This is a genomic window from Chitinophaga sp. YIM B06452 (assembly GCF_039655965.1).
Classification (GTDB): Bacteria; Bacteroidota; Bacteroidia; order Chitinophagales; family Chitinophagaceae; genus Chitinophaga.
Genome location: NZ_JAWLKY010000001.1, coordinates 1140265 through 1159789, shown reverse-complemented (window position 1 = coordinate 1159789; position 19525 = coordinate 1140265). Strand labels below are relative to the sequence as shown.

The 19525-nt window shown below is 53.0% G+C and carries 21 protein-coding genes; 20 read left to right on the top strand and 1 reads right to left on the bottom strand.

Features of this window, described 5'->3' with window-relative positions:
* Window position 1 precedes the first annotated feature (1 nt).
* Entirely contained in the window at window positions 2–1147 is a 1146-nt protein-coding gene (locus tag R3I13_RS04395; RefSeq protein WP_346316708.1) for a glycosyltransferase, read from the top strand.
* 35 nt (window positions 1148–1182) lie between these two features.
* Here the strand turns inward: R3I13_RS04395 and R3I13_RS04390 are convergent, their stop codons facing one another.
* Window positions 1183–2175: a hypothetical protein gene (locus tag R3I13_RS04390; RefSeq protein WP_346316707.1), complete on the bottom strand. Its 993-nt coding sequence runs from the start codon at window positions 2173–2175 to the stop codon at window positions 1183–1185.
* A 459-nt stretch (window positions 2176–2634) separates the two neighbouring features.
* On the opposite strand from R3I13_RS04390, the gene R3I13_RS04385 reads away from it, so the two are divergent.
* The 19 genes from R3I13_RS04385 to R3I13_RS04295 all read left to right on the top strand — a co-directional run bounded on the left by R3I13_RS04385 (window position 2635) and on the right by R3I13_RS04295 (window position 19473).
* Window positions 2635–3765 (top strand): ABC transporter permease, encoded by a 1131-nt coding sequence (locus R3I13_RS04385; RefSeq protein ID WP_346316706.1) that lies wholly within the window; start codon window positions 2635–2637, stop codon window positions 3763–3765.
* Window positions 3766–3814: 49 nt separating this feature from the next.
* Entirely contained in the window at window positions 3815–4258 is a 444-nt protein-coding gene (locus R3I13_RS04380; RefSeq protein ID WP_346316705.1) for a hypothetical protein, read from the top strand.
* A gap of 90 nt (window positions 4259–4348) precedes the next feature.
* Complete coding sequence (locus R3I13_RS04375; protein WP_346316704.1) at window positions 4349–5419, top strand: glycosyltransferase; 1071 nt, start codon at window positions 4349–4351, stop codon at window positions 5417–5419.
* Window positions 5420–5461: 42 nt separating this feature from the next.
* Complete coding sequence (gene gldC, locus R3I13_RS04370) at window positions 5462–5821, top strand: gliding motility protein GldC (RefSeq protein WP_346316703.1); 360 nt, start codon at window positions 5462–5464, stop codon at window positions 5819–5821.
* Window positions 5822–5840: 19 nt separating this feature from the next.
* Complete coding sequence (locus tag R3I13_RS04365) at window positions 5841–6293, top strand: GatB/YqeY domain-containing protein (RefSeq protein WP_346316702.1); 453 nt, start codon at window positions 5841–5843, stop codon at window positions 6291–6293.
* Between the two features lie 7 nt (window positions 6294–6300).
* Window positions 6301–6840 (top strand): CvpA family protein, encoded by a 540-nt coding sequence (locus R3I13_RS04360; RefSeq protein ID WP_346316701.1) that lies wholly within the window; start codon window positions 6301–6303, stop codon window positions 6838–6840.
* Between the two features lie 72 nt (window positions 6841–6912).
* On the top strand, window positions 6913–7698 hold the full coding sequence (locus R3I13_RS04355) for an alpha/beta hydrolase (RefSeq protein ID WP_346316700.1): 786 nt from the start codon (window positions 6913–6915) through the stop codon (window positions 7696–7698).
* Window positions 7699–7810: 112 nt separating this feature from the next.
* Window positions 7811–8473: a CBS domain-containing protein gene (locus tag R3I13_RS04350; protein WP_346316699.1), complete on the top strand. Its 663-nt coding sequence runs from the start codon at window positions 7811–7813 to the stop codon at window positions 8471–8473.
* A gap of 17 nt (window positions 8474–8490) precedes the next feature.
* On the top strand, window positions 8491–9990 hold the full coding sequence (locus R3I13_RS04345) for a POTRA domain-containing protein (RefSeq protein WP_346316698.1): 1500 nt from the start codon (window positions 8491–8493) through the stop codon (window positions 9988–9990).
* Window positions 9991–10881 carry an NAD kinase gene (locus R3I13_RS04340; protein ID WP_346316697.1) on the top strand — a complete coding sequence of 297 codons (891 nt, stop codon included), beginning with the start codon at window positions 9991–9993 and terminating at the stop codon, window positions 10879–10881. It abuts the gene before it with no gap.
* 60 nt (window positions 10882–10941) lie between these two features.
* Window positions 10942–11808: a DUF6089 family protein gene (locus R3I13_RS04335; RefSeq protein ID WP_346316696.1), complete on the top strand. Its 867-nt coding sequence runs from the start codon at window positions 10942–10944 to the stop codon at window positions 11806–11808.
* Window positions 11809–11951: 143 nt separating this feature from the next.
* A complete protein-coding gene (locus R3I13_RS04330) occupies window positions 11952–12713 on the top strand; it encodes an isoprenyl transferase (RefSeq protein WP_346316695.1) in 762 nt (253 codons plus the stop codon).
* On the top strand, window positions 12694–15444 hold the full coding sequence (locus R3I13_RS04325; protein WP_346316694.1) for a POTRA domain-containing protein: 2751 nt from the start codon (window positions 12694–12696) through the stop codon (window positions 15442–15444). The genes R3I13_RS04330 and R3I13_RS04325 overlap by 20 nt, the downstream gene beginning before the upstream one ends.
* Window positions 15445–15537: 93 nt before the next feature.
* Window positions 15538–16056, top strand: coding sequence for an OmpH family outer membrane protein (locus tag R3I13_RS04320; RefSeq protein WP_346316693.1), 519 nt, complete (start codon window positions 15538–15540; stop codon window positions 16054–16056).
* Between the two features lie 60 nt (window positions 16057–16116).
* Complete coding sequence (locus R3I13_RS04315; RefSeq protein WP_346316692.1) at window positions 16117–16653, top strand: OmpH family outer membrane protein; 537 nt, start codon at window positions 16117–16119, stop codon at window positions 16651–16653.
* Window positions 16654–16960: 307 nt separating this feature from the next.
* Window positions 16961–17116, top strand: coding sequence for a 50S ribosomal protein L34 (rpmH, locus tag R3I13_RS04310; RefSeq protein WP_120517234.1), 156 nt, complete (start codon window positions 16961–16963; stop codon window positions 17114–17116).
* Between the two features lie 15 nt (window positions 17117–17131).
* Window positions 17132–17533, top strand: coding sequence for a ribonuclease P protein component (locus R3I13_RS04305; RefSeq protein WP_346317732.1), 402 nt, complete (start codon window positions 17132–17134; stop codon window positions 17531–17533).
* A 20-nt stretch (window positions 17534–17553) separates the two neighbouring features.
* Window positions 17554–17784, top strand: a complete 231-nt coding sequence (yidD, locus tag R3I13_RS04300; RefSeq protein WP_346316691.1) for a membrane protein insertion efficiency factor YidD — start codon at window positions 17554–17556, stop codon at window positions 17782–17784.
* Window positions 17785–17814: 30 nt separating this feature from the next.
* Window positions 17815–19473, top strand: a complete 1659-nt coding sequence (locus R3I13_RS04295; protein ID WP_346316690.1) for a S41 family peptidase — start codon at window positions 17815–17817, stop codon at window positions 19471–19473.
* The last annotated feature ends 52 nt before the right edge of the window (window positions 19474–19525 follow it).

Below are 19525 nucleotides of genomic sequence, written 5' to 3'. Positions count from 1 at the left end.
CATGAATGCTTTATTGATCGTCACTCTCGGCCTCGCATTTTTGTATGGAATATTAATGCTGTCGTACACCTACGGCTGGAGCAGATTAAAAATATTTGATCCTGCCGCTCACGCATATACCTTCAATACGAAAGTTTCTGTTATCATTCCCGCCAGGGATGAGGAAAAAAATCTCCCGCCGCTGCTGGAAGCGCTGCAGCAGCAAAGCTATCCCGCCAACCTCTTCGAGGTGATCGTAGTGGATGACTTTTCCAGCGACGGCACTGCGGACGTTGTGCGGTATTTCCCTGCCACCAATATGCGGGTCATTCGCATGAGCGATCGCATCAGCCATCACCAGCGCCTCAACTCCTACAAGAAAAAAGCGATAGAGCTCGCCATCAGCGAAGCTACAGGCCACCTCATCGTTACCACCGATGCGGATTGCCTCATGGGCCCCAAATGGCTGGAATCTATCGTGAAGTTCTACGAAACCTACCGCCCGCAGCTCATCGCCGCGCCGGTAGTGTATCACCGCGAAGAAGGTTTTTTCCAGAAGCTGCAGTCGCTCGATTTCATGACCATGCAGGGCATCACCGGCGCGGTGGCTTACCTGCAAACCGGCACCATGTGCAACGGGGCGAACCTTGCGTATGAAAAGACCGCTTTCGAAGAAGTGGGCGGCTTCACGGGCATAGACATGATCGCCTCCGGCGATGATATGCTGCTCATGTACAAGATCTACCATGCTTACCCCGACGGCGTGCGTTACCTCAAAAGCAGCGACGCCGTAGTTCGCACGCTGCCGGTGGAAACAGTGAAAGGCTTCATGAACCAGCGCATCCGCTGGTCGTCTAAGGCGGATAAGTATGAAGATAAACGCATCACGCGTGTGCTGGTGCTGGTGTATATCTGGAACGTGCTGCTGCTGCTGATGGCCATCGTGGCGGTTTTCAGCCCGCAGATGTGGCCATGGCTCGGCTGGATAATGGTGTACAAGATCGTGCTGGAGCTGATATTCTTAGTGCCTGTGGCGGGTTTTTTCAGGAAGCGTTCACTGCTGCCGTGGTTCATCCCCGGGCAGCCGTTTCATATCATATACGTCGTAATGGCCGGATGGCTGGGCAAGTTCGGCACATACGAATGGAAAGGACGGCAGGTAAAATAGCCGCCCCTTCCATGTTTGTATAACCGATTCCCTGGTTATAAACGGGAGATGAGCCAGTTGCCGCTGGCCGTTTCCGTGATGTTCATCCGGTAACGCGCGGTGTCGCCGAAGCTCCAGTCCAGGTTCGCGCGCATCCATGCCATCAGCACGGTCACGTAACGTTGCAGCTCTTCATTCACTTCCGAGCCGAAAGACGGCAGCGATTCACTCAGCGAAATAAAACGCCGCACTTCCGCATCGTGCATGCGTGCGGCTTCCGCAACGGCCTCTTCAAGGCTCAGTTTGCGTTCTTCCTTCAATACCACTACCAGGTTGTGCACATCGCCCTGGCGGCGTTCCTTGTCGAAAGAGAAAAGATCGTTTGCCCAGCATACCACGTTGTTGCAGGCAAGGGAAAGCTGCTTCACCATGTCGTGCAGCCGCACTTCGTCCGGAAGGTAAATGTTTTCCAGCACTTCGATCAGCTCAATGTCTGCATACAACGCGCCGGTATACGGGCGCTTCTCGATGTAGTCCGCTACGCCAGGGGCTTCGTGGCGGATGCGGTTTTCCACTTCCCAGAGGCATGCGTCCAGGTAATCGGTCATGCTCTGCACGAAACGTTTTTGCCAGGCGGCGCTGCTAACGCGTTTCATCCGTTTCCAGAGGTCTTCAAAGCTGAGCGCCAGCGGCATGCCCTCGTCCGGCGCCACCACGCGGTTGTTCTGAAGGATCATCCCCACGAATGAATGCACCATCTGCAAAAAATCGAGCTTGCCGAACATGGACTCGTCGTTCTTGTCGTCCAGCAGAAACAGCCAGGTGTTGAACTCCGCGGCAATACAAAGTTCATACCTTCCCGCCGTCGGGAACGCACGGGAGGAAAGCATGGCAAACTTGGCCCTGCGGAAGCGTTCCCAGGCTTTTTCAGATTTTACCAGGCCAAAACGGTTCACCCATTCGGCGGTGTGTTTTTCGGCTTCTTTTGCGAAAGGATTGAGCATAGAAGGGAAAGGGCAGTAGATCTGCGGCAATTGGAGTGTAAGCATAATGCGTCTTTTTAAATGTTAACTATAATAATGGTTACTGAATGCGCATGCGTTGATCGGTTGCGGCGTATGCTGCGCCGTAAAAGCGGGATGTCATCCCCCTGCGGTGTCTTAAGCTGAACAATACGGGTGCTGTCGGACCTGTCTTAAACTGAACATTTCGGATACTGCGTCTTTGCTGGATTTCAAATAGGCTTTCGTCTTAAACCCCCAGGGTGTATTAGACTTAAACGGGATAACGATCATAAACTTGTCTTAAACTGACCTTCATCTGATTAAAATTTAAGCCTTTTTTTCCTGCGTAAAAGAATGTAATGGAATTACTGCCGTTGAATTTCGTGTGATGCCCTGCGGGATGAATAAAAAGTAAGCGCTTACATATAACGGTAATGTATAAATGAAAATAATTGTGCAGGTGTGATAGTGGAATAATCCGTGCTTTACTTTAACTTGGCCTTCATGGCATCATTTTCCCAACAGGCATGGAAGCGGCTGAAGCGCAACAAAGGCGCCATGGCCGGCATGGCGGTGATAGCGCTGGCTTTGCTGGCGGGCATCTTCGCGTACTTCCTCAGCCCGGACCATACGCCGTATGCCAACCGCATGATACTGGAGATCAGCGGGCAGAAACCGGGATTCAGCATGCATATGCTCAGCATTCCTTCCGCTACGCCGCCCCTGCAACGCAGCTGGCTGCACAGGCTGGTATATGGTCAGGAATCTGCCGCCACCTGGGTGCCGGTTACCCGCTGGCAGTTCAAAGGCGATTCCATTTATGCGGAGCAGTATGTAGACGAAGCGACCACGGCGGGAAAAACCTGGCCTTTGTCGCAGGTGCTGTACGGGAAAGATTCAGCGGTCACGGATATCAAAGCCGCGCAGCGGCAGGTGGAGAAAGAACATATCGTGCTGCGGCATTACCGGCTGGGCACGGATAAATTCGGCCGCGACATCCTGAGCAGGCTGCTGGTGGGCACGCGCGTAAGCCTCAGCGTGGGCTGCATTGCAGTGCTCATTTCCCTCACCATCGGTATTTTCCTCGGCGCCGTGGCGGGTTATTTCCGCGGGGTTACAGACGAGGCGGTGATGTGGCTGATCAACGTTATCTGGAGCGTGCCTACCTTGCTGCTGGTGTTTGCCATCACGCTGGCGCTGGGCAAGGGTTTCTGGCAGGTGTTCATTGCCGTGGGGCTTACCATGTGGGTGAGCGTGGCCAGGATCATCCGGGGGCAGGTAATGGGCCTGCGCGAGCTGCAATTCGTGGAAGCCACGCGGGCGCTGGGTTACGGGCATGTACGCACCGTTACGAAACATATCTTACCGAATATCCTCGGCCCGGTGATGGTGGTTGCTGCCAGCAATTTCGCTACGGCCATCGTGGTGGAAGCCGGCCTCAGCTTCCTGGGCGTAGGCGTGCAGCCGCCACAGCCTTCGTGGGGGCTTATGATCAAAGAGAATTATAATTTCATCATCACCCACAACCCGCTGCTGGCCTTGGCCCCGGGTTTTGCCATCATGCTGCTGGTATTGGCTTTCAACCTGTTAGGCAACGGCCTGCGCGATGCTATGGACGTGAAAGGAAAAATTTGAATAGCATTAGAATTATTTCTAATTTTAAAGAGTTTTAACCACATCTGCTATGCCCTACAAGAAATACCTGGTTATTCTCCTCTGCGTTTTTACCGTGGCCGCCGTTGCCTGTAAAAAGAAGAAAAAAGGCGATGGTGACGGAGACCCCATACCGCCGCCGCCCAAAGAAGCGGAACTGGTGGTGGAAATGCCTGACATCAAGCTGAACAGGGACGATAACGCCGCACCCGGCGCAACGCTCAATGTAAAAGTCAATATCACTTCCACGCCCCTGCCGAAAGACGGGGTGACCATCACCGTCACTGCGCTGGACCCGGCAGACCAGCCCATCCCGCAGAATGCGCCCGTAACCGCCACCGGCAATACGCTTGATCTCACGCTGATCAACCTGCCCAGCCTCAAAGTGGCCAGCATCGTGATCACCGTCACTTCCAAGAACGATCCTACCAATACCAAGACCTTCCGCTTCGGGGTGTTGAACAAGGCTCCCTGAAAAATGCATTCTTTGATATAAAAAGGGTGATTCAAAGCCGAACACCCTTTTTTTATTTAGGTTTGTGCATTGTTGGAACAGATTTGAATCATGCGAATAGCCGTAAATGCGCTCCCGTTGCTGCAGGACAGTGTTGCAGACACCGGGAATGTGCCTACTGAACTGATGAGCCGGTTGTGCAGCCTGCACCCGGATGCGGAATTTATTTTTATTACAGACAGGCCCTGGACGCCCGTGCCACCGCTGCCTGCCAATTGCGGGATAGCCGTGCTGAAACCCTTTACCGGTGGTAAGCTTGGGCAATATTTCTGGCGCCGTTACCAATGGAACAGGTTGCTGAAAAAATATAAAATTGACCGGCTGCTGTGCATCAACGATGTACTGCCTTTCCCGCCGGAAGTGAAGGCGCACCTGCTGCTCACGCGAAAGGCTTCGTTGGCAGACAGGCCGTCTACCTCGGAATATATCCGGCAATTCCGGTCCATCGCCGTGTTCTCCGAATTCATGAAAGAGCAGATCGGCGGCCGTTATGGCGGGCTGGACAGTAAATTCGTGCTGCTCACGCCGGGCGTTTCAGAAATATTCGTTCCGCTCAACTGGGAAGAGCGCGAACAGGTGAAGCAGGAATTTGCGGGCGGCATGGAGTATTTTATCGCCGTAGGCGCTATTCATCCTGACAATAATATTATCCCGCTGCTGAAAGCCTTTTCCATGCTGAAGAAGCGGCTGCGCTCCGGCATAAAGCTGGTGCTGGCGGGCGATCTTACGCCGGAAGGGGAAGACATTGCGCAGGCCCTGCAAACGTATAAATTCCGCGAAGACGTGATATGGATGCAGCAGGCAGGCGAAGAAGACCTGGCCAGGCTGATAGGCGGGGCTTACGCGCTGGTGCATACCGCGGGCGCCGATGGCCTTGCAGTACCCGTGCTGCAGGCGCAGCGCTGCCAGGTGCCCGCCGTGGTGATATATGCAGGCGCTTCCACCGAAGCGGGGAAAGACGCGGCGCTGAATGCAGTGCCGGGTGATGTGACAGACCTTTCAGAAAAAATGAGCGCCCTTTATAAAGACGAGCTGCTGCGCAGCCGCCTGCTGGACCACATCAGCCGCGTGCCCAGCTGGGACGATGCCGCGGGAGAGCTGGGCCGGATCATCACCGCCTAAGCCTGAAATGCTTATTTTTGCATCTTCTAATCAAAACGACGTATGTTAAAGAAATCTACCATAACGATCCAGGTAGGGCTGGACGAGAACAAAGTGCCCGAGACCATTGAATGGACCGCTACCGACAGCACGCAGGACAAGATGAACAAAGCCAAAGCCATGATGGTGGCCTTCTGGGACGGGGCAGACAAAACCGCCCTGCGCATAGACCTCTGGACCAAAGAGATGATGGTGGATGAAATGGCCGATTTCTTTTACCAGACCTTTATGACCATGGCAGACACCTACCAGCGCGCAACGCCCTGGGCAGACCAGGCGAACGACCTGCGGGCATTTGCCACCGACTTTTACAAGAAATTCGAGGAGAAACTGAAGAACCAGGAACAGAATCAGAACCAGTAAGACTTAAATAACAGGAAATATGTCATTGGAACAAAATATCAACGGCGCTATCAAAACCGCCATGCTGGCGAAAGCTGAAGCAGAACTGCGTGCGCTGCGCGCCATCAAGGCGGCCGTGCTGGTGGCGAAAACCGCCGAAGGCAGCACCGGCGAGCTTTCTGAAGCAGACGAACTGAAGCTGCTGCAGAAGCTGGCCAAACAACGGAAAGATTCGCTGGACATCTTCCGCCAGCAGAACCGTGAAGATCTTGCCAAAAAAGAAGAAGAAGAGCTTTCCGTTATAGAACGTTACCTGCCCAAACAAATGGATGAGGCCGAGCTGCGCACTGCGCTGCAGGGCATTATTGCATCCACCGGCGCATCTTCCCCCGCTGATATGGGCAAGGTGATGGGCGCGGCTACCAAGCAACTGGCCGGCAAAGCGGATGGCAAAATGATCTCCGCCCTTGTGAAGGAACTGCTGACCAAATAAACCGGTAATGGCCATAGACGTTGTTTTCGCGGTGCTTATGGCATTTGCCGTTTACCGGGGCTTTTCGCGCGGCCTGATCATTGCGGTGTTTTCCCTGGTAGCCAGCATTGTAGGCCTGGCCGCTGCCCTGAAGCTGTCTGCCGTGCTGGCCGCTTACCTGGAGCAAAACGGCATGCAGGGCCGCTGGTGGCCGGTGATCTCCTTTATGGCGATATTCCTCGGCGTCGTCATATTAGTAAGGCTGGGCGCGGCGGCGCTGGAAAAAGTAGTGCAGTGGTCCATGCTGGGCTGGCTGAACCGCCTGGGAGGCATCCTGTTGTATGTAATTGTTTTTACGGTAGTGTACAGCGTTTTACTCTGGCTGGCCAACCAGGTATACTGGCTGAGCCCCGAGACCAAGCTGCAATCCGCCGTGTATCCTTATATTGAACCTGTGGGACCCTGGGTAATAGAAAGAATCGGCAGTGTTATTCCCTTCTTCAGGGATATGTTTGCCCAGCTGGAAGGATTTTTTGAGCATGCTGCCAGGGAAATTCCTGTAAAATAGCCTCGTTTTTAGGGAGTATTTGAATTAAGAAAAAGAATTATTTTAGCGCAAAATTGACTTCAAGCATAGGTAATGAATTACGAAATCAAAACACAGGGCAAATTTAAGTACATCGAAGAAGGAGAAGGAGAACCGGTGATTTTGCTGCACGGCTTATTCGGCGCCCTGAGTAATTTCAGCGGGCTGCTCGAATATTTCAAGCAGTACAACAAAGTGGTGATCCCGATGCTTCCCCTGTTTGATCTGAATATCCTGGAAACCTCCGTAGGCGGCCTCGCCAAATACGTGCACAAATTCGTTGAGACCCTTGGCTATAAAGACATTCACCTGATGGGCAACTCCCTTGGAGGGCATGTTGCGCTCGTGTACATCCTGAAGCACCCTGAAAATGTCAAATCCCTCATCCTGACCGGCAGCTCCGGCCTTTTTGAGAACGGCATGGGTGAAACCTATCCCAAGCGCGGCGACTATGAATACATCCGTAAAAAGACCGAGCTTACCTTCTACGACCCGGCCATGGCCACCAAGGAACTGGTAGACGAGGTGTTCGAGATCACCAGCAACCGGCTGAAAGTGATCAAGATCATCACCCTCGCCAAATCCGCCATCCGCCACAACCTGGGAGACGAGCTGAAAACCATTCAAACGCCCACCCTGCTCATCTGGGGCAATAACGATACCGTGACCCCGCCTATGGTTGGCGAAGAGTTCCGCCGGCTTATCCCTAACTCCGAACTTCACTTCATCGACAAATGCGGTCATGCGCCCATGATGGAAGTGCCCGACGAGTTCAATGTGATCATGCACGACTTCCTGAAAAGACTCAACAACAAGGCTGTGGGAGCCAATGCAGGCTAACCGCTCATCCCGGCTGCTGCGCCATTGCTCCGTGTTTATGTAATTTTTAATACTCCCTGTTGGCGGTATTGGAATATTCTTTGCTATTATTGTAACTGAAACACGAACGAATATGTTGGCACAGGAACTCATCTCTACCGTTGTGCCGGTGCTCCACCCGATGGATACCGGCGCGAAAGCATTACGCCTGATGAATGAATTTCATTTGACGCAGCTGCCATTGGTAGTGGACAACAAGTACCTGAGCCTGGTGGAGGAAGACCAGATACTGGACTGGGAAGACCCTGACCTGCTGCTGGAATCGGCCCCGCTCAGCCCCCTGAAGCCCGCCGTGATGGAAGGGGCGCATTTTTACGAAGCACTGAAGCTTTTTTACGATCTCAAGCTGTCTGTATTGCCCGTGATCACCCGCGAGGGGGAATACCTGGGGCTCATCACCAAAGACAACCTGCTGGCCATCCTGGCGCAATACAACGGTGTGAAAGAGCCCGGCGGCCTGCTGGTGCTGGAAGTGGAACCGAGAGATTACAGCCTGAGCGAAATAGCCCGCATCGCGGAAAGCAATGAAGTAACCCTCCTCAGCGTTAATACGATCAATAATCCTGGCACCGCCAAGCTGGAAGTACTGCTGAAGACCAACCGGCAGGACATGCAGGGGCTGGTAGCCACGTTCGAGAGATTCAATTACACCATCAAATACATGTTCAGTGAAGAGCTGGAAGAAGACCTGCTCAAGAAGAACTACGACCTGCTCATGAATTACATCAGCATGTAATTTCCAAAATGTCTTATTTGCGCACTGTTTATTATATCACCGGCTTGTGGCTGTGCCTGCTTTTCATGCAGGCCGCAAGCGGGCAGGCGCCCCCGCGCGACACCGTGCCCGAGCCGCTGAAAGAAGCCGTGCAGAAGCTGATAAAAGACAGCGTACCGCAGCAGCCCGTCACCCTCCCGGCCATCGGCGCCGTGCAGGATACGGCCTACCTCGTTGTGCGCAACATCCTCGTATCCGGCAACAAACGCACCCGCACCTCCATCGTGCTGCGCGAACTGGGCGTTCAGCCGGGAGATACCATCCGCCTGCGCAACCTCGCTACCACACTGGAATCCAGCCGGAAACAATTGCTGAATACTTCCCTCTTCCTCAATGTAGTGGCCAATGTGAAGTCGTGGAACGGCAACGAGGCAGACCTCTCTTTTGAAGTATGGGAGCGCTGGTACCTGATCGCTTTCCCCATCTTTAAACTGGCGGACCGCAACTTCAACCAGTGGTGGGTAGAGAAAAACCACAGCCTGGACCGGGTGAACGTTGGCCTGAAAGTGTTCCAGGATAACCTGACCGGCCGCAACGACGATGTGTATGGTGATGTGACCGTGGGGTATACCCAGAAATTCCTCCTGGGCTATAATCTTCCCTACATCGATAAAAAATTGCAGCATGGGATAGGTTTCGTGGTCTCCTACAGCCGCAACCGCGAGATCAACTACGTTTCCGACTACAACAAGCAGCAGTTTTACCGGGAAGACGATTTCCTGCGCCGCCAGTTTTCCGCCAGCGCCACCTACACCTACCGCAGGGCCATCTCCACGAAACACCAGCTGTACCTGGGCTATTACAACGAATCCGTGAACGATACCGTGGCCCGCCTCAACCCCGGTTACCTCGGCGGCGGCCGCACCGATATAAGATACCTCGAATTCGGCTACCGCCTGCAATTCATCCAGGCAGACAGCTGGCAGTACCCGCTGGTAGGCCGCTCTTTCGTTGGCGAGCTCTCAAAAGTAGGCCTGGCCGGCCTCAGCGACCTCGATTATGTGCGGCTGCGCCTGAAAGCCGCCCGCTACTGGCCGCTGGCCCGCAAAACCTGGGGCGCCCTCAGCGTGCTGGGGCAGGCCAAGCTGCCTGATAAACAACCTTATATCGGCGTAAGGGCCATGGGATATGGGGAAGATTACCTCCGCGGGCTGGAATATTATGTGGTGGACGGTACCGCCTTTTTTATCGTGAAAAGCACCCTGCGCAGGGAATTGCTTAATTTCAAAGTACACCTGCCCATCGTGCCCAAAAAGTTCAGCAACCTGCCCATCCGCGTGCTGGCCAAAGCCTATGGCGACATGGGCTACAGCTACAGCCGGCAAAGCCTGCACGGCGGCCTGAACAACCGCATGCTGTACACCGCGGGGCTGGGGCTGGATGTGGTTTCTTTTTACGATACCTGCATCCGTTTCGAATACAGCATCAACCAATTGGGAGAAAAAGGACTATTTTTACACGCTAAACTGGATATGTAAATGCATGTAGCCCTTTACAGCCGCGGCTTTGTTCAAGAAGACCTGGAAGATATACAACTGTTGCTGGATGAACTGGGCCGCCAGGAGATCACCCCGGTGGTGTACGAGCCTTTTTTCAAGGAAATAAGGCTGCATATCCGCTTTCCCGCTGAAACCGATACCTTTTCCAAAGCAGAAGACCTCGACGGGCGCATCGAATTCCTGGTGAGCCTGGGGGGAGACGGTACCCTGCTGGATACCGTGGCCTACGTCCGCGACAAGAACATCCCTGTGATGGGCGTGAATTTCGGCCGCCTCGGCTTCCTCGCCAGCATCGGGCGCGACGAGATACATGAAGTGGTCAACTCCCTCGTAAGCCGCAATTACGTGGTGGACAAACGTACCCTGCTCCACCTGGACGCAAGCTCGCCGCTTTTTGGCGACGTGCCCTATGCCCTGAACGAATTCACCATTCACAAAAAAGATACCTCCGCGATGGTAAAGATCCATACCTACCTGAACGGGGAGTTCCTCAATACCTATTGGGCCGATGGGCTGATCGTGGCCACGCCTACCGGTTCCACCGGCTATTCCCTCAGCTGCGGCGGCCCCATCGTGTTTCCCGAAGCCGCTAACTTCGTGATCACCCCCGTGGCCCCGCACAACCTGAACGTACGCCCCATCGTAGTGCCCGACGATAATGTGATCTCCTTTGAGGTGGAAGGCCGCAGCGACCAGTTCATCTGCACGCTGGACAGCCGGATGGAAGTGATAGACAACCGCGTGCAGCTGGCCGTGAAAAAAGAGGATTTCACCATCCACCTGCTCCGCCTGAACGAGAGCAACTTCCTGCACACCCTGAGAAACAAACTGTTATGGGGCATAGACACCCGGAACAACCGCGGGAAATAAGCTGCTATTACCTCTTTTTTTCATACGAAAATGCTTTAAATTACGTTCTTACTGATATTTATGCTGCTTACGCGTATTCAATCAAGGATCCTGGGAGTTGCCGGCATTTTGCTGGCCGGTTCCCTGCTGAACAGGGCCGTGGCCCAGCAGGAGCTGAGTTATGTAGGCGAACTGGGGTTCACCGCAGGAGGCGCCCATTATTTCGGGGACCTCAACACCCATGGCGGTCTCAGGGCCGTGAAACCTACCGTGGGCATCTATTACCGCAAATATTTCAACGACTACGTGGGCGCGAGGGCCCAGTTCAGGTACATGAAGCTGGGCTATTCGGACATTTACAGCGACAACAGTTACCAAAAACGGCGCAACCTGAGCTTTAATACAGACCTCTTTGAGCTGGCCGTGCAGGGAGATTTTAACTTCTTCCGTTTTGAGCCGGGGAGTGAAGACTACCGGTTCAGCCCTTATCTCACCCTGGGCGCATCCATCTTCCATTTTAACCCATACGCCTTCCTGGACGGCAATAAATACTTCCTGCAGCCTATGCATACCGAGGGGCAGGGCACTTCCCTTTACCCCGACCGCAAGCCTTACAGCCTGTACTCCTATTCCTTTTTGATCGGCGGCGGGCTGAAATACAGCCTGAACAGCCGGCTGAACCTGGGACTGGAAGTACTGTTCCGCTTTGCCCAGACCGATTACCTGGACGATGTGAGCACCACTTACGCAGGTTTGTCCGCATTCCCTACCAAAGCAGACGGTTCGGCCACCGTAGCCGCCGTATTGCAGGACCGTTCCTATGCCACCGGCGCCGTGCCGATCGGCGAGGCGGGCAGGCAGCGGGGCAACAGCCGGGACAAGGACCAGTTTGCCACCGTGGAGCTGACGCTGGGTATCCTTTTCACCTCCTACCGCTGTAAATTCTGAGCCGGCCAAAATGCGCTCCCAGCAACCTTTCCCGTTAAAACTACGTTAAAAGAGCCCCGCGACCTTTGCCGGAAAGGCCATAAAGTTATTTTTGTATCTTTGCACACTTTTAGTAAAACTGTTTTAACACGCCTGAAATAGTCATGAGTTTGAAGGATCAATTAGACCTGCAACGACTGCCTCGCCACATTGCCATCATTATGGATGGGAATGGCCGATGGGCCAAGGAACGAGGGCAGGACCGGCTTTATGGGCATCATCAGGGAGTGGAAAGTGTGCGCGATATAGTGGAGGGCTGTGCCGAACTGGGCATCGAATACCTGACCTTATACGCCTTTTCTACTGAGAACTGGGACCGGCCGGTATACGAAGTGAACGGCATCATGGAACTGCTGGTGACCACTATCAGGAATGAAGTGGGCACCCTCAATAAAAATAATATCCGGCTGCATGTGATCGGTGATATGGCTATGCTGCCCCCGCACTGTTTCAGAGAGCTGGAGGAAGCGAAGGAAATGACCGCAGCCAATAAAGGTCTGAACCTGGTGATGGCGCTGAGCTACAGCGCGCGCTGGGAGATATTGCAGGCCGTGCGCAGCATTGCGAAAGATGCACAGGCAGGCAAGCTGAATCCTGATGAAGTGACGCCCGAGATATGGGAGAAATACCTATGTACCGCCAAACTGCCGGATCCTGAACTGATGATCCGGACCAGCGGCGAACACCGTATAAGCAATTTCTTATTGTACCAGCTGGCCTACGCGGAGCTGTATTTTACCAATACCCGCTGGCCCGATTTCCGCAAAGAGAATCTATACGAAGCCATCTTAAATTATCAAACCAGAGAACGTCGATTCGGCAAAACAAGCGAACAAATACAGCAGAATGAAGAAATTGTTTCCTAAAAGCCTACTGGCCGTAGTTTTATGTTGCAGCGCGGGTATATCTGTGCGTGCCCAGCAAAGGGATACCTTGCCCACCCCGCCCCCCGGCAGGCCGGCAACGGACATCTCTCCCTTCACCCTGAGCAACCCGCAGCAATTCGAAATTGCCGAAATTACCGTGACAGGCACTGAATTCCTCGATAAATCATTACTGCTGTCTCTTTCCGGCCTGGCCGTTGGCGATAAGGTAGTGCTCCCCGGAGACCACTTCGCCAAAGCCATCCAGAACCTCTGGGGCCAACGCCTGTTCTCCAACATCGCGATCTACATCACTAAAATAGAAGGCAACAAGATCTGGCTGGAGATCGAACTGGTGGAAAAACCCCGCATGTCCAACTTCAGCTTCAAAGGCGTGAAGAAGACCGAATCGGAAGACTTCGTGACCAAAGCCGGCCTCCGCAAGGGAAGCGTGGTAACGGACGCGCTCGAACAAAATACCCTGGCCGTGGTGAAAAAACACTTCGCCGAAAAAGGTTACCGCAATGTAACCGTTCGCATGGAAGTGAAAAAAGACCCGCCGCCGGCCATCAACTCCGCTACCGTTATCTTTTGGGTAGACAAGGGGCATAAAGTGAAAGTGAACGACATCCACATGGTAGGCAACTACTGGATACCGGACAATGTGCTGAAGAAAAAAATGAAAGATCCCAAGGAAACGCCGCGCATGACGCTGTATCCTGAAATGGCGGACGCCTGGGTAGACAGCATGGCCACTACAGACGATTACTGGCAATCCATGGGCTACCTTTCCGCTACCCGCACCCTGCAAAAGCTCAATCCTTATTTCCGCCCCAACTTCTTCGCCAATTCCAAATTCAACGAAGCGAAGTACGACGAAGGCAAGGAAAAACTCATCGCATATTACAACTCCAAAGGTTTCCGCGACATGCAGATCGTGGACGATACCCTGTACGCCTCCAGCAAAGGGAACCTCAACATCGAAGTGAAAGTGGATGAAGGCCGCAAGTATTATTTCGGCAACATCATCTGGAGAGGTAACACCATTTACAACGATACTATTCTTAACCGCGGCCTCGGCATCAAGAAAGGCGACATCTATAACCTGGAGCTGCTGAACAAACGCCTTGGCAACCCTCCGGGCCCTGAAGGCGGCGACATCGGTTCGCTGTACATGGACGACGGTTACCTGTTCTTCCAGTCAGAGGCCGTGGAAACCGGCATCCGCGGAGACACCATCGACTACGAGATCCGCATCCAGGAAGGCCCCCAGGCAACTATCAAGGATATACGCATTGCAGGTAACGAAAAAACGAATGAACACGTCGTTCGCCGCGAGCTGAGAACCTTGCCCGGCGAATGGTTCAGCCGCCAGAACCTGATAAGGTCACAACGCGAGATCTCGCAGCTCGGCTTCTTCAACCCTGAGACCATCGGCATCAACCCGGTGCCCAACATGCAGGAAGGAACCGTAGACATCGACTATAAAGTGGAAGAAAGAGCGAACGACCAGCTGGAGCTGTCCGCAGGCTGGGGCGGTTACATCGGCCTCACCGGTACCCTCGGCGTAACGTTCAACAACTTCTCCCTGCGCAACATCTTCCGCAAGGAAACCTGGGACCCGCTGCCTTCCGGCGACGGCCAGAAGCTCAGCGTAAGGATCTCTTCCAACGGTAAGGCTTACCGCTCCTACAACTTCTCTTTCACCGAACCCTGGCTCGGCGGCAAGAAAAGGAACCCGTTTTCCGTGAGCTTCTACAGCACTTACCAGAACCCGAACGCATTCGCAGAATATTATAACCAGCCGGTACCCAATCCCGGCGCATATTTCAGGGTGTTGGGCGGTTCCGTTTCCCTCGGTAAACAGCTGAGATGGCCGGACGACTTTTTCTCCCTGATGTACACCATCAACTACCAGCGCTACAAACTGAAGGACTTCAACTACTTCGGCCTGGAAGGTTTCGACAACGGCGTGGCCAATAACCTCAGCTTAAGGCTGACGCTTGCACGCTCTTCCGTTGACCAGCAGATCTTCCCCCGTAGTGGTTCCAGCTTCATGCTGTACGGCCAGTTCACGCCGCCGTACTCAGTGCTGAATCCTGACAAGGACTACAAGAGCGAGACCATCCAGGAGCAGTTCAAGTTCATCGAATACCAGAAATACCGCATGAATGCCGAATGGTATGTGCCTTTGAGCCGCCCCGTGGGCAGCGACCACAAATCGCTCGTACTGAAAGTGGCCGCCAAATTCGGTTACCTCGGCCGCTACAACAACCGCACTACACTCTCGCCTTTCGGCCGGTTCGAGCTGGGCGGCGACGGTTTGAGCAACTTCGCGGTATACGACAGGGACATCATTTCACAGCGCGGCTACCCGGTGTACTACACCTCCAACCCGAAGCTGAATCCTGAAAGCAGCGGTCCTCCCGCAGGTTATGCCGGGTTCACCATGTTCAATAAATATGTGGTGGAACTGCGTTATCCTTTCAGTCTCAACCCGAGCTCGACAATTTTCGGCCTGATATTCCTGGAAGCCGCGAACGGTTACAGGGATTTCAAAGAATATGATCCCTTCAGGCTGAGACGCTCTGTGGGCGTGGGCGCCAGGTTCTACCTGCCGATGTTCGGCCTGCTTGGTTTCGACTATGGCATAGGATTGGATAGGATCAGACCGGGCGGCGGCATGAAAGACGCAGCGAAATTTACATTCATGCTCGGGTTTGAACCGGAATAAAATATTTATTATATATTGCGTAGCCTGATCGCAATGCGAACCTTATTCCCGATGGAACGCGAAATTCCATCTACCGATTAAAATATTTACCAGATGAAAAAATTATTCATTACCGCGGCTTTAGTGTTGGGCACCGTTTTTGGAGCCCTGGCCCAGCGTTACTGTGTGATCGATACGAAATACATCCTGGAAAGCATTCCTGATTACAAGGATGCACAGAAGAAACTCGACGCCGTAGCAGAACAATGGCAGAAAGAAATAGACGTGAAGTTCCAGGAAGTGGACAAGATGTACAAGTCTTACCAGGCAGAACAGGTAATGCTGACAGACGACCTCAAGCGCAAACGTGAAGACGAGATCATAGCCCGGGAAAAAGAAGCGAAAGACCTGCAAAAGAAACGTTTCGGTTACGAAGGCGATCTTTTCAAGAAAAGGGAAGAGCTGGTGAAACCTATACAGGACAAGATCTACAATGCCGTACAAAAGCTGGCTGCCAGCAGGATGTATGACTTTGTGCTCGATAAGTCCGGCGGCATCACCGTTATTTTCTCTGATCCGAAGCTGGATAAAAGTGAGGAGATCCTGGCTTCCCTGGGGGTAAAAAAACAATAGCCTCTATACTTTGACCTATAACTATTTTAAAATTTCTTTTAAACTCAGAACAACATCATCATGAAGAAGTATGTAATTATTGCAATTGTCGCGGTTTCCGGGTTATGCAGTGTGAAGGCCAGCGCACAAGCCAAAATCGCGCATATCAACGCACAGGCATTGATCGAGGCCATGCCGGAGACTAAAAAAGCACAGGGAGAGATCGAAACCTTCGCGGCCAGCCTGGAAAAGGAAAGTGGCGCCCTGGTTGCAGAATATAACAAGAAGATGCAGGATTTCGACAAATCCTCCGCTACCGATAGCGAAACCATGAAGCAGGTGAAAGTGAAAGAGATCCAGGACGCACAACAGCGCATCCAGTCTTTCGAAACCGCTGCCCGTGAAAAGATCGGCCAGAAACAGAACGAACTGCTGAAACCTGTATACGACAAAGCCCGTAAAGCCATCGAAGACGTAGCCAAAGAAAAAGGGTATGCTTACGTGATCGACAGCTCCAGCGGCTCTTTACTGGTTTCTCCTGCCGGCGACGACATCCTGGCGGCTGTTAAGACCAAGCTGGGCGTGCCTGCAACCGCAGCTCCCGCAGCAGCCAAATAAGGCATAATTAACTGATTTATAAGGGCTCCGGGCGCAATCCCGGGGCTTTTTTTATAGAGAGGGCACTTTTTTTAGCGCATCTCTTTTCATTTTTAATTATTTACGCTACCTTTGCCTTCCGTTTGAAACGGGGCTGATCACAGTCTGCCTTCTCAAAAACGGGAATGGGAACAAGTTTTAAGTACAAAAAACAAACTGATAAAATGAGACCGAGCTTTTGCGAGGTCCCATCAGGCAAAAGCAAAAAATTATTAACAGGTGAGACCGAAGGTCCCATTTGACAATTGAAATCAAATATAATTAACAAATGAAACGTACTTTTCAACCGCACAACAGACGCAGAAAGAGCGTACACGGTTTCAGAAAGAGAATGGAAACTGCCAACGGACGTAAAGTATTGGCATCCCGTAGGGCTAAGGGCAGGAAAAAGCTGACCGTATCTGACGAGAGCAAGCTGAAATAATCCGCATAAACTCATATTGCCATAAAAACTTATTCTTTTAACAAGGAAGAGAAGTTAAAGAGCAGGAAAATGATTGAAACGCTTTTTCGGGACGGAAAAGCGTTTTCTGTTTTCCCCTACCGCGTGATCTATATGCACGCCAGCCTGCATACGGACAAATACCCCGTCCAGGCAGGGTTCAGCGTATCGTCCCGCAAATTTCCCCATGCGGTAGACCGCAACCGCATCAAAAGGCTGGGCCGGGAGGCCTACCGTATCCAAAAACAATCCCTCTACGACGCCCTCCGCGAAAGCGGCGCCCAGCTGGCCGTTTTTTTCATTTATACTGACAAAAAAATAGCTGATTTCGACATCCTTAGCCGCAAATTTTCGGTAATTTTAGAGAAACTGACCAGGGAAGCCGTCAGGAAAGACTAAAGCAAGAAAGACCAAAGATTATGCAGCGATTGATGCAATTACTCAGTATCCCGTTCATTATACTCATCAAGTTCTATCAATGGTGCATCAGCCCATGGCTGGGATCGCGGTGCCGGTATACGCCCACCTGCTCACAATACGGCCTGGAAGCATTTAAAAAACACGGCGCCTTCAAAGGCGGCTGGCTTACCATCAAACGCATCCTGAGCTGCCACCCTTGGGGCGGGCATGGATACGACCCGGTTCCCTGAACCACATCCCTCACATTTTAATCTTGCCACATGCGGATTTCCAAAAAGATCGTACTGTTTTCACTGCTGGGCCTCTGCCTCATGCTCGCCGCGTTCCGCAACAACGACAAATATTTCCTGATCGCCAAGAACCTGGACATATTTGCCGCGTTCTACCGCGAGCTGAACACTTACTACGTGGAAGAACTGCCTCCCGAAAAACTCATGCAAAGGGGCATAGAAGCCATGCTCGAAGAAACCGATCCCTACACGGACTTCGTGCCTGAAGAAGAACTGGATGAACTCCGTTTTATGGCCACCGGCCGGTATGGAGGCGTAGGCACTTCCATTTATACCGAAGGCGAATGGACCTCCATCACCGACGTGTACGAAGGCAGCCCTATGGCCAAAGCCGGCGTGAAAGCGGGAGATATCATCGTGTCGCTGGACGGCAAGAGTGCCAGGAACATGGAGCAGGACGAAGTGAGCCGCTATCTGAAAGGCGCGCCCGGCACCACGCTCACCATCGTATTGCGCCATCCCATCACCAGTGCTGAAAAAACATACAAGATCGTTCGTGAAGATATCAACGTGAAACCCGTGAGCTTCGCCGGTATCATGAAAAAAGAAGTAGGGTATATCAAAATGACGCAGTTCACCGAAAACAGCGCCGAACAGGTACAGGAAGCGTTCGCCAGGCTCAGGCAATCCAACCCGCAGCTGAAAGGCCTCGTGCTGGACCTCCGCGGCAACCCCGGCGGCCTGCTCGAGGAAGCAGTGGCCCTTTCCAATATTTTCATTGAAAAGAACAAACTGATCGTAAGCACCCGCGGCAAAGTGAAAAGCTGGGACCGGGAATACCGTACCAGCCAAAGCCCCGTGGATATGAACATCCCGCTGATCGTGCTCACCAGCCGCTCCTCCGCTTCCGCCGCTGAAATCGTGGCCGGCGCTGTGCAGGACCTGGACCGCGGTCTTGTTGTTGGCCAACGCTCCTACGGCAAAGGCCTGGTGCAAACCACCCGCCCGCTGCCCTACAACGCCAAGCTGAAAGTGACCACCGCACGTTATTACACGCCCAGCGGCCGCTGCATCCAGGCGATAGATTACAGTCACCGCAACGAAGAAGGCGAAGCCGATTATGTGCCCGATTCCCTGCGCCGCTCTTTCGTGACCGCAGGCGGCAGGCCGGTGAAAGACGGCGGCGGCATTGAGCCCGACGCCAAGGTAGACAACATGATCCTCAGCCAGGTGGCCATCACCCTGCTGCGCAAACAATACATCTTCGATTACGCTACCCAATACTACTACTCGCATCCCGCCGCGAAAGAACCTTCACAATTCACGCTGACCGACGAGGATTTCGAGGATTTCGTGAAGTTCCTGGACGGGAAGGATTACAGCTACAAGACCCGCAGCGAAGAAGCGCTGGAAAACTTCCGCAGCACCGCCAACCGTGAAAAATATTACGATGGCCTGGCGAAAGAATTTGAAGCGCTGCAGCAGAAAATGAAGCACGACAAAAAGCAGGACCTGCTGAAGAACAAGACCGAGATCAGGCACCTGCTGGAAGAAGAGATCATGAACCGTTATTACCCGCAGCTGGGCCGCATCGAAAAAAGCCTGACCTGGGATAAGGACGTGGAAGAAGCCGTGGCGCTGCTCGGCGACCCCGCCAGGTACCAGCAATTGCTGGGTAAGCACAACTGATCCCGACCTTAGTATATTTGAAATAACAATTTAACTATGCGATAAACATTGC

Coding starts and splice junctions, on each gene's coding strand:
- R3I13_RS04365 (WP_346316702.1), top strand. CDS start 5,841: ATGTCATTGGAACAAAATATCAACGGCGCTATCAAAACCGCCATGCTG.
- R3I13_RS04375 (WP_346316704.1), top strand. CDS start 4,349: ATGCGAATAGCCGTAAATGCGCTCCCGTTGCTGCAGGACAGTGTTGCA.
- R3I13_RS04390 (WP_346316707.1), bottom strand. CDS start 2,175: ATGCTTACACTCCAATTGCCGCAGATCTACTGCCCTTTCCCTTCTATG.
- R3I13_RS04385 (WP_346316706.1), top strand. CDS start 2,635: ATGGCATCATTTTCCCAACAGGCATGGAAGCGGCTGAAGCGCAACAAA.
- R3I13_RS04330 (WP_346316695.1), top strand. CDS start 11,952: ATGAGTTTGAAGGATCAATTAGACCTGCAACGACTGCCTCGCCACATT.
- R3I13_RS04320 (WP_346316693.1), top strand. CDS start 15,538: ATGAAAAAATTATTCATTACCGCGGCTTTAGTGTTGGGCACCGTTTTT.
- R3I13_RS04340 (WP_346316697.1), top strand. CDS start 9,991: ATGCATGTAGCCCTTTACAGCCGCGGCTTTGTTCAAGAAGACCTGGAA.
- rpmH (WP_120517234.1), top strand. CDS start 16,961: ATGAAACGTACTTTTCAACCGCACAACAGACGCAGAAAGAGCGTACAC.
- R3I13_RS04395 (WP_346316708.1), top strand. CDS start 2: ATGAATGCTTTATTGATCGTCACTCTCGGCCTCGCATTTTTGTATGGA.
- R3I13_RS04360 (WP_346316701.1), top strand. CDS start 6,301: ATGGCCATAGACGTTGTTTTCGCGGTGCTTATGGCATTTGCCGTTTAC.
- R3I13_RS04355 (WP_346316700.1), top strand. CDS start 6,913: ATGAATTACGAAATCAAAACACAGGGCAAATTTAAGTACATCGAAGAA.
- R3I13_RS04315 (WP_346316692.1), top strand. CDS start 16,117: ATGAAGAAGTATGTAATTATTGCAATTGTCGCGGTTTCCGGGTTATGC.
- R3I13_RS04325 (WP_346316694.1), top strand. CDS start 12,694: ATGAAGAAATTGTTTCCTAAAAGCCTACTGGCCGTAGTTTTATGTTGC.
- R3I13_RS04335 (WP_346316696.1), top strand. CDS start 10,942: ATGCTGCTTACGCGTATTCAATCAAGGATCCTGGGAGTTGCCGGCATT.
- yidD (WP_346316691.1), top strand. CDS start 17,554: ATGCAGCGATTGATGCAATTACTCAGTATCCCGTTCATTATACTCATC.
- gldC (WP_346316703.1), top strand. CDS start 5,462: ATGTTAAAGAAATCTACCATAACGATCCAGGTAGGGCTGGACGAGAAC.
- R3I13_RS04295 (WP_346316690.1), top strand. CDS start 17,815: ATGCGGATTTCCAAAAAGATCGTACTGTTTTCACTGCTGGGCCTCTGC.
- R3I13_RS04380 (WP_346316705.1), top strand. CDS start 3,815: ATGCCCTACAAGAAATACCTGGTTATTCTCCTCTGCGTTTTTACCGTG.
- R3I13_RS04350 (WP_346316699.1), top strand. CDS start 7,811: ATGTTGGCACAGGAACTCATCTCTACCGTTGTGCCGGTGCTCCACCCG.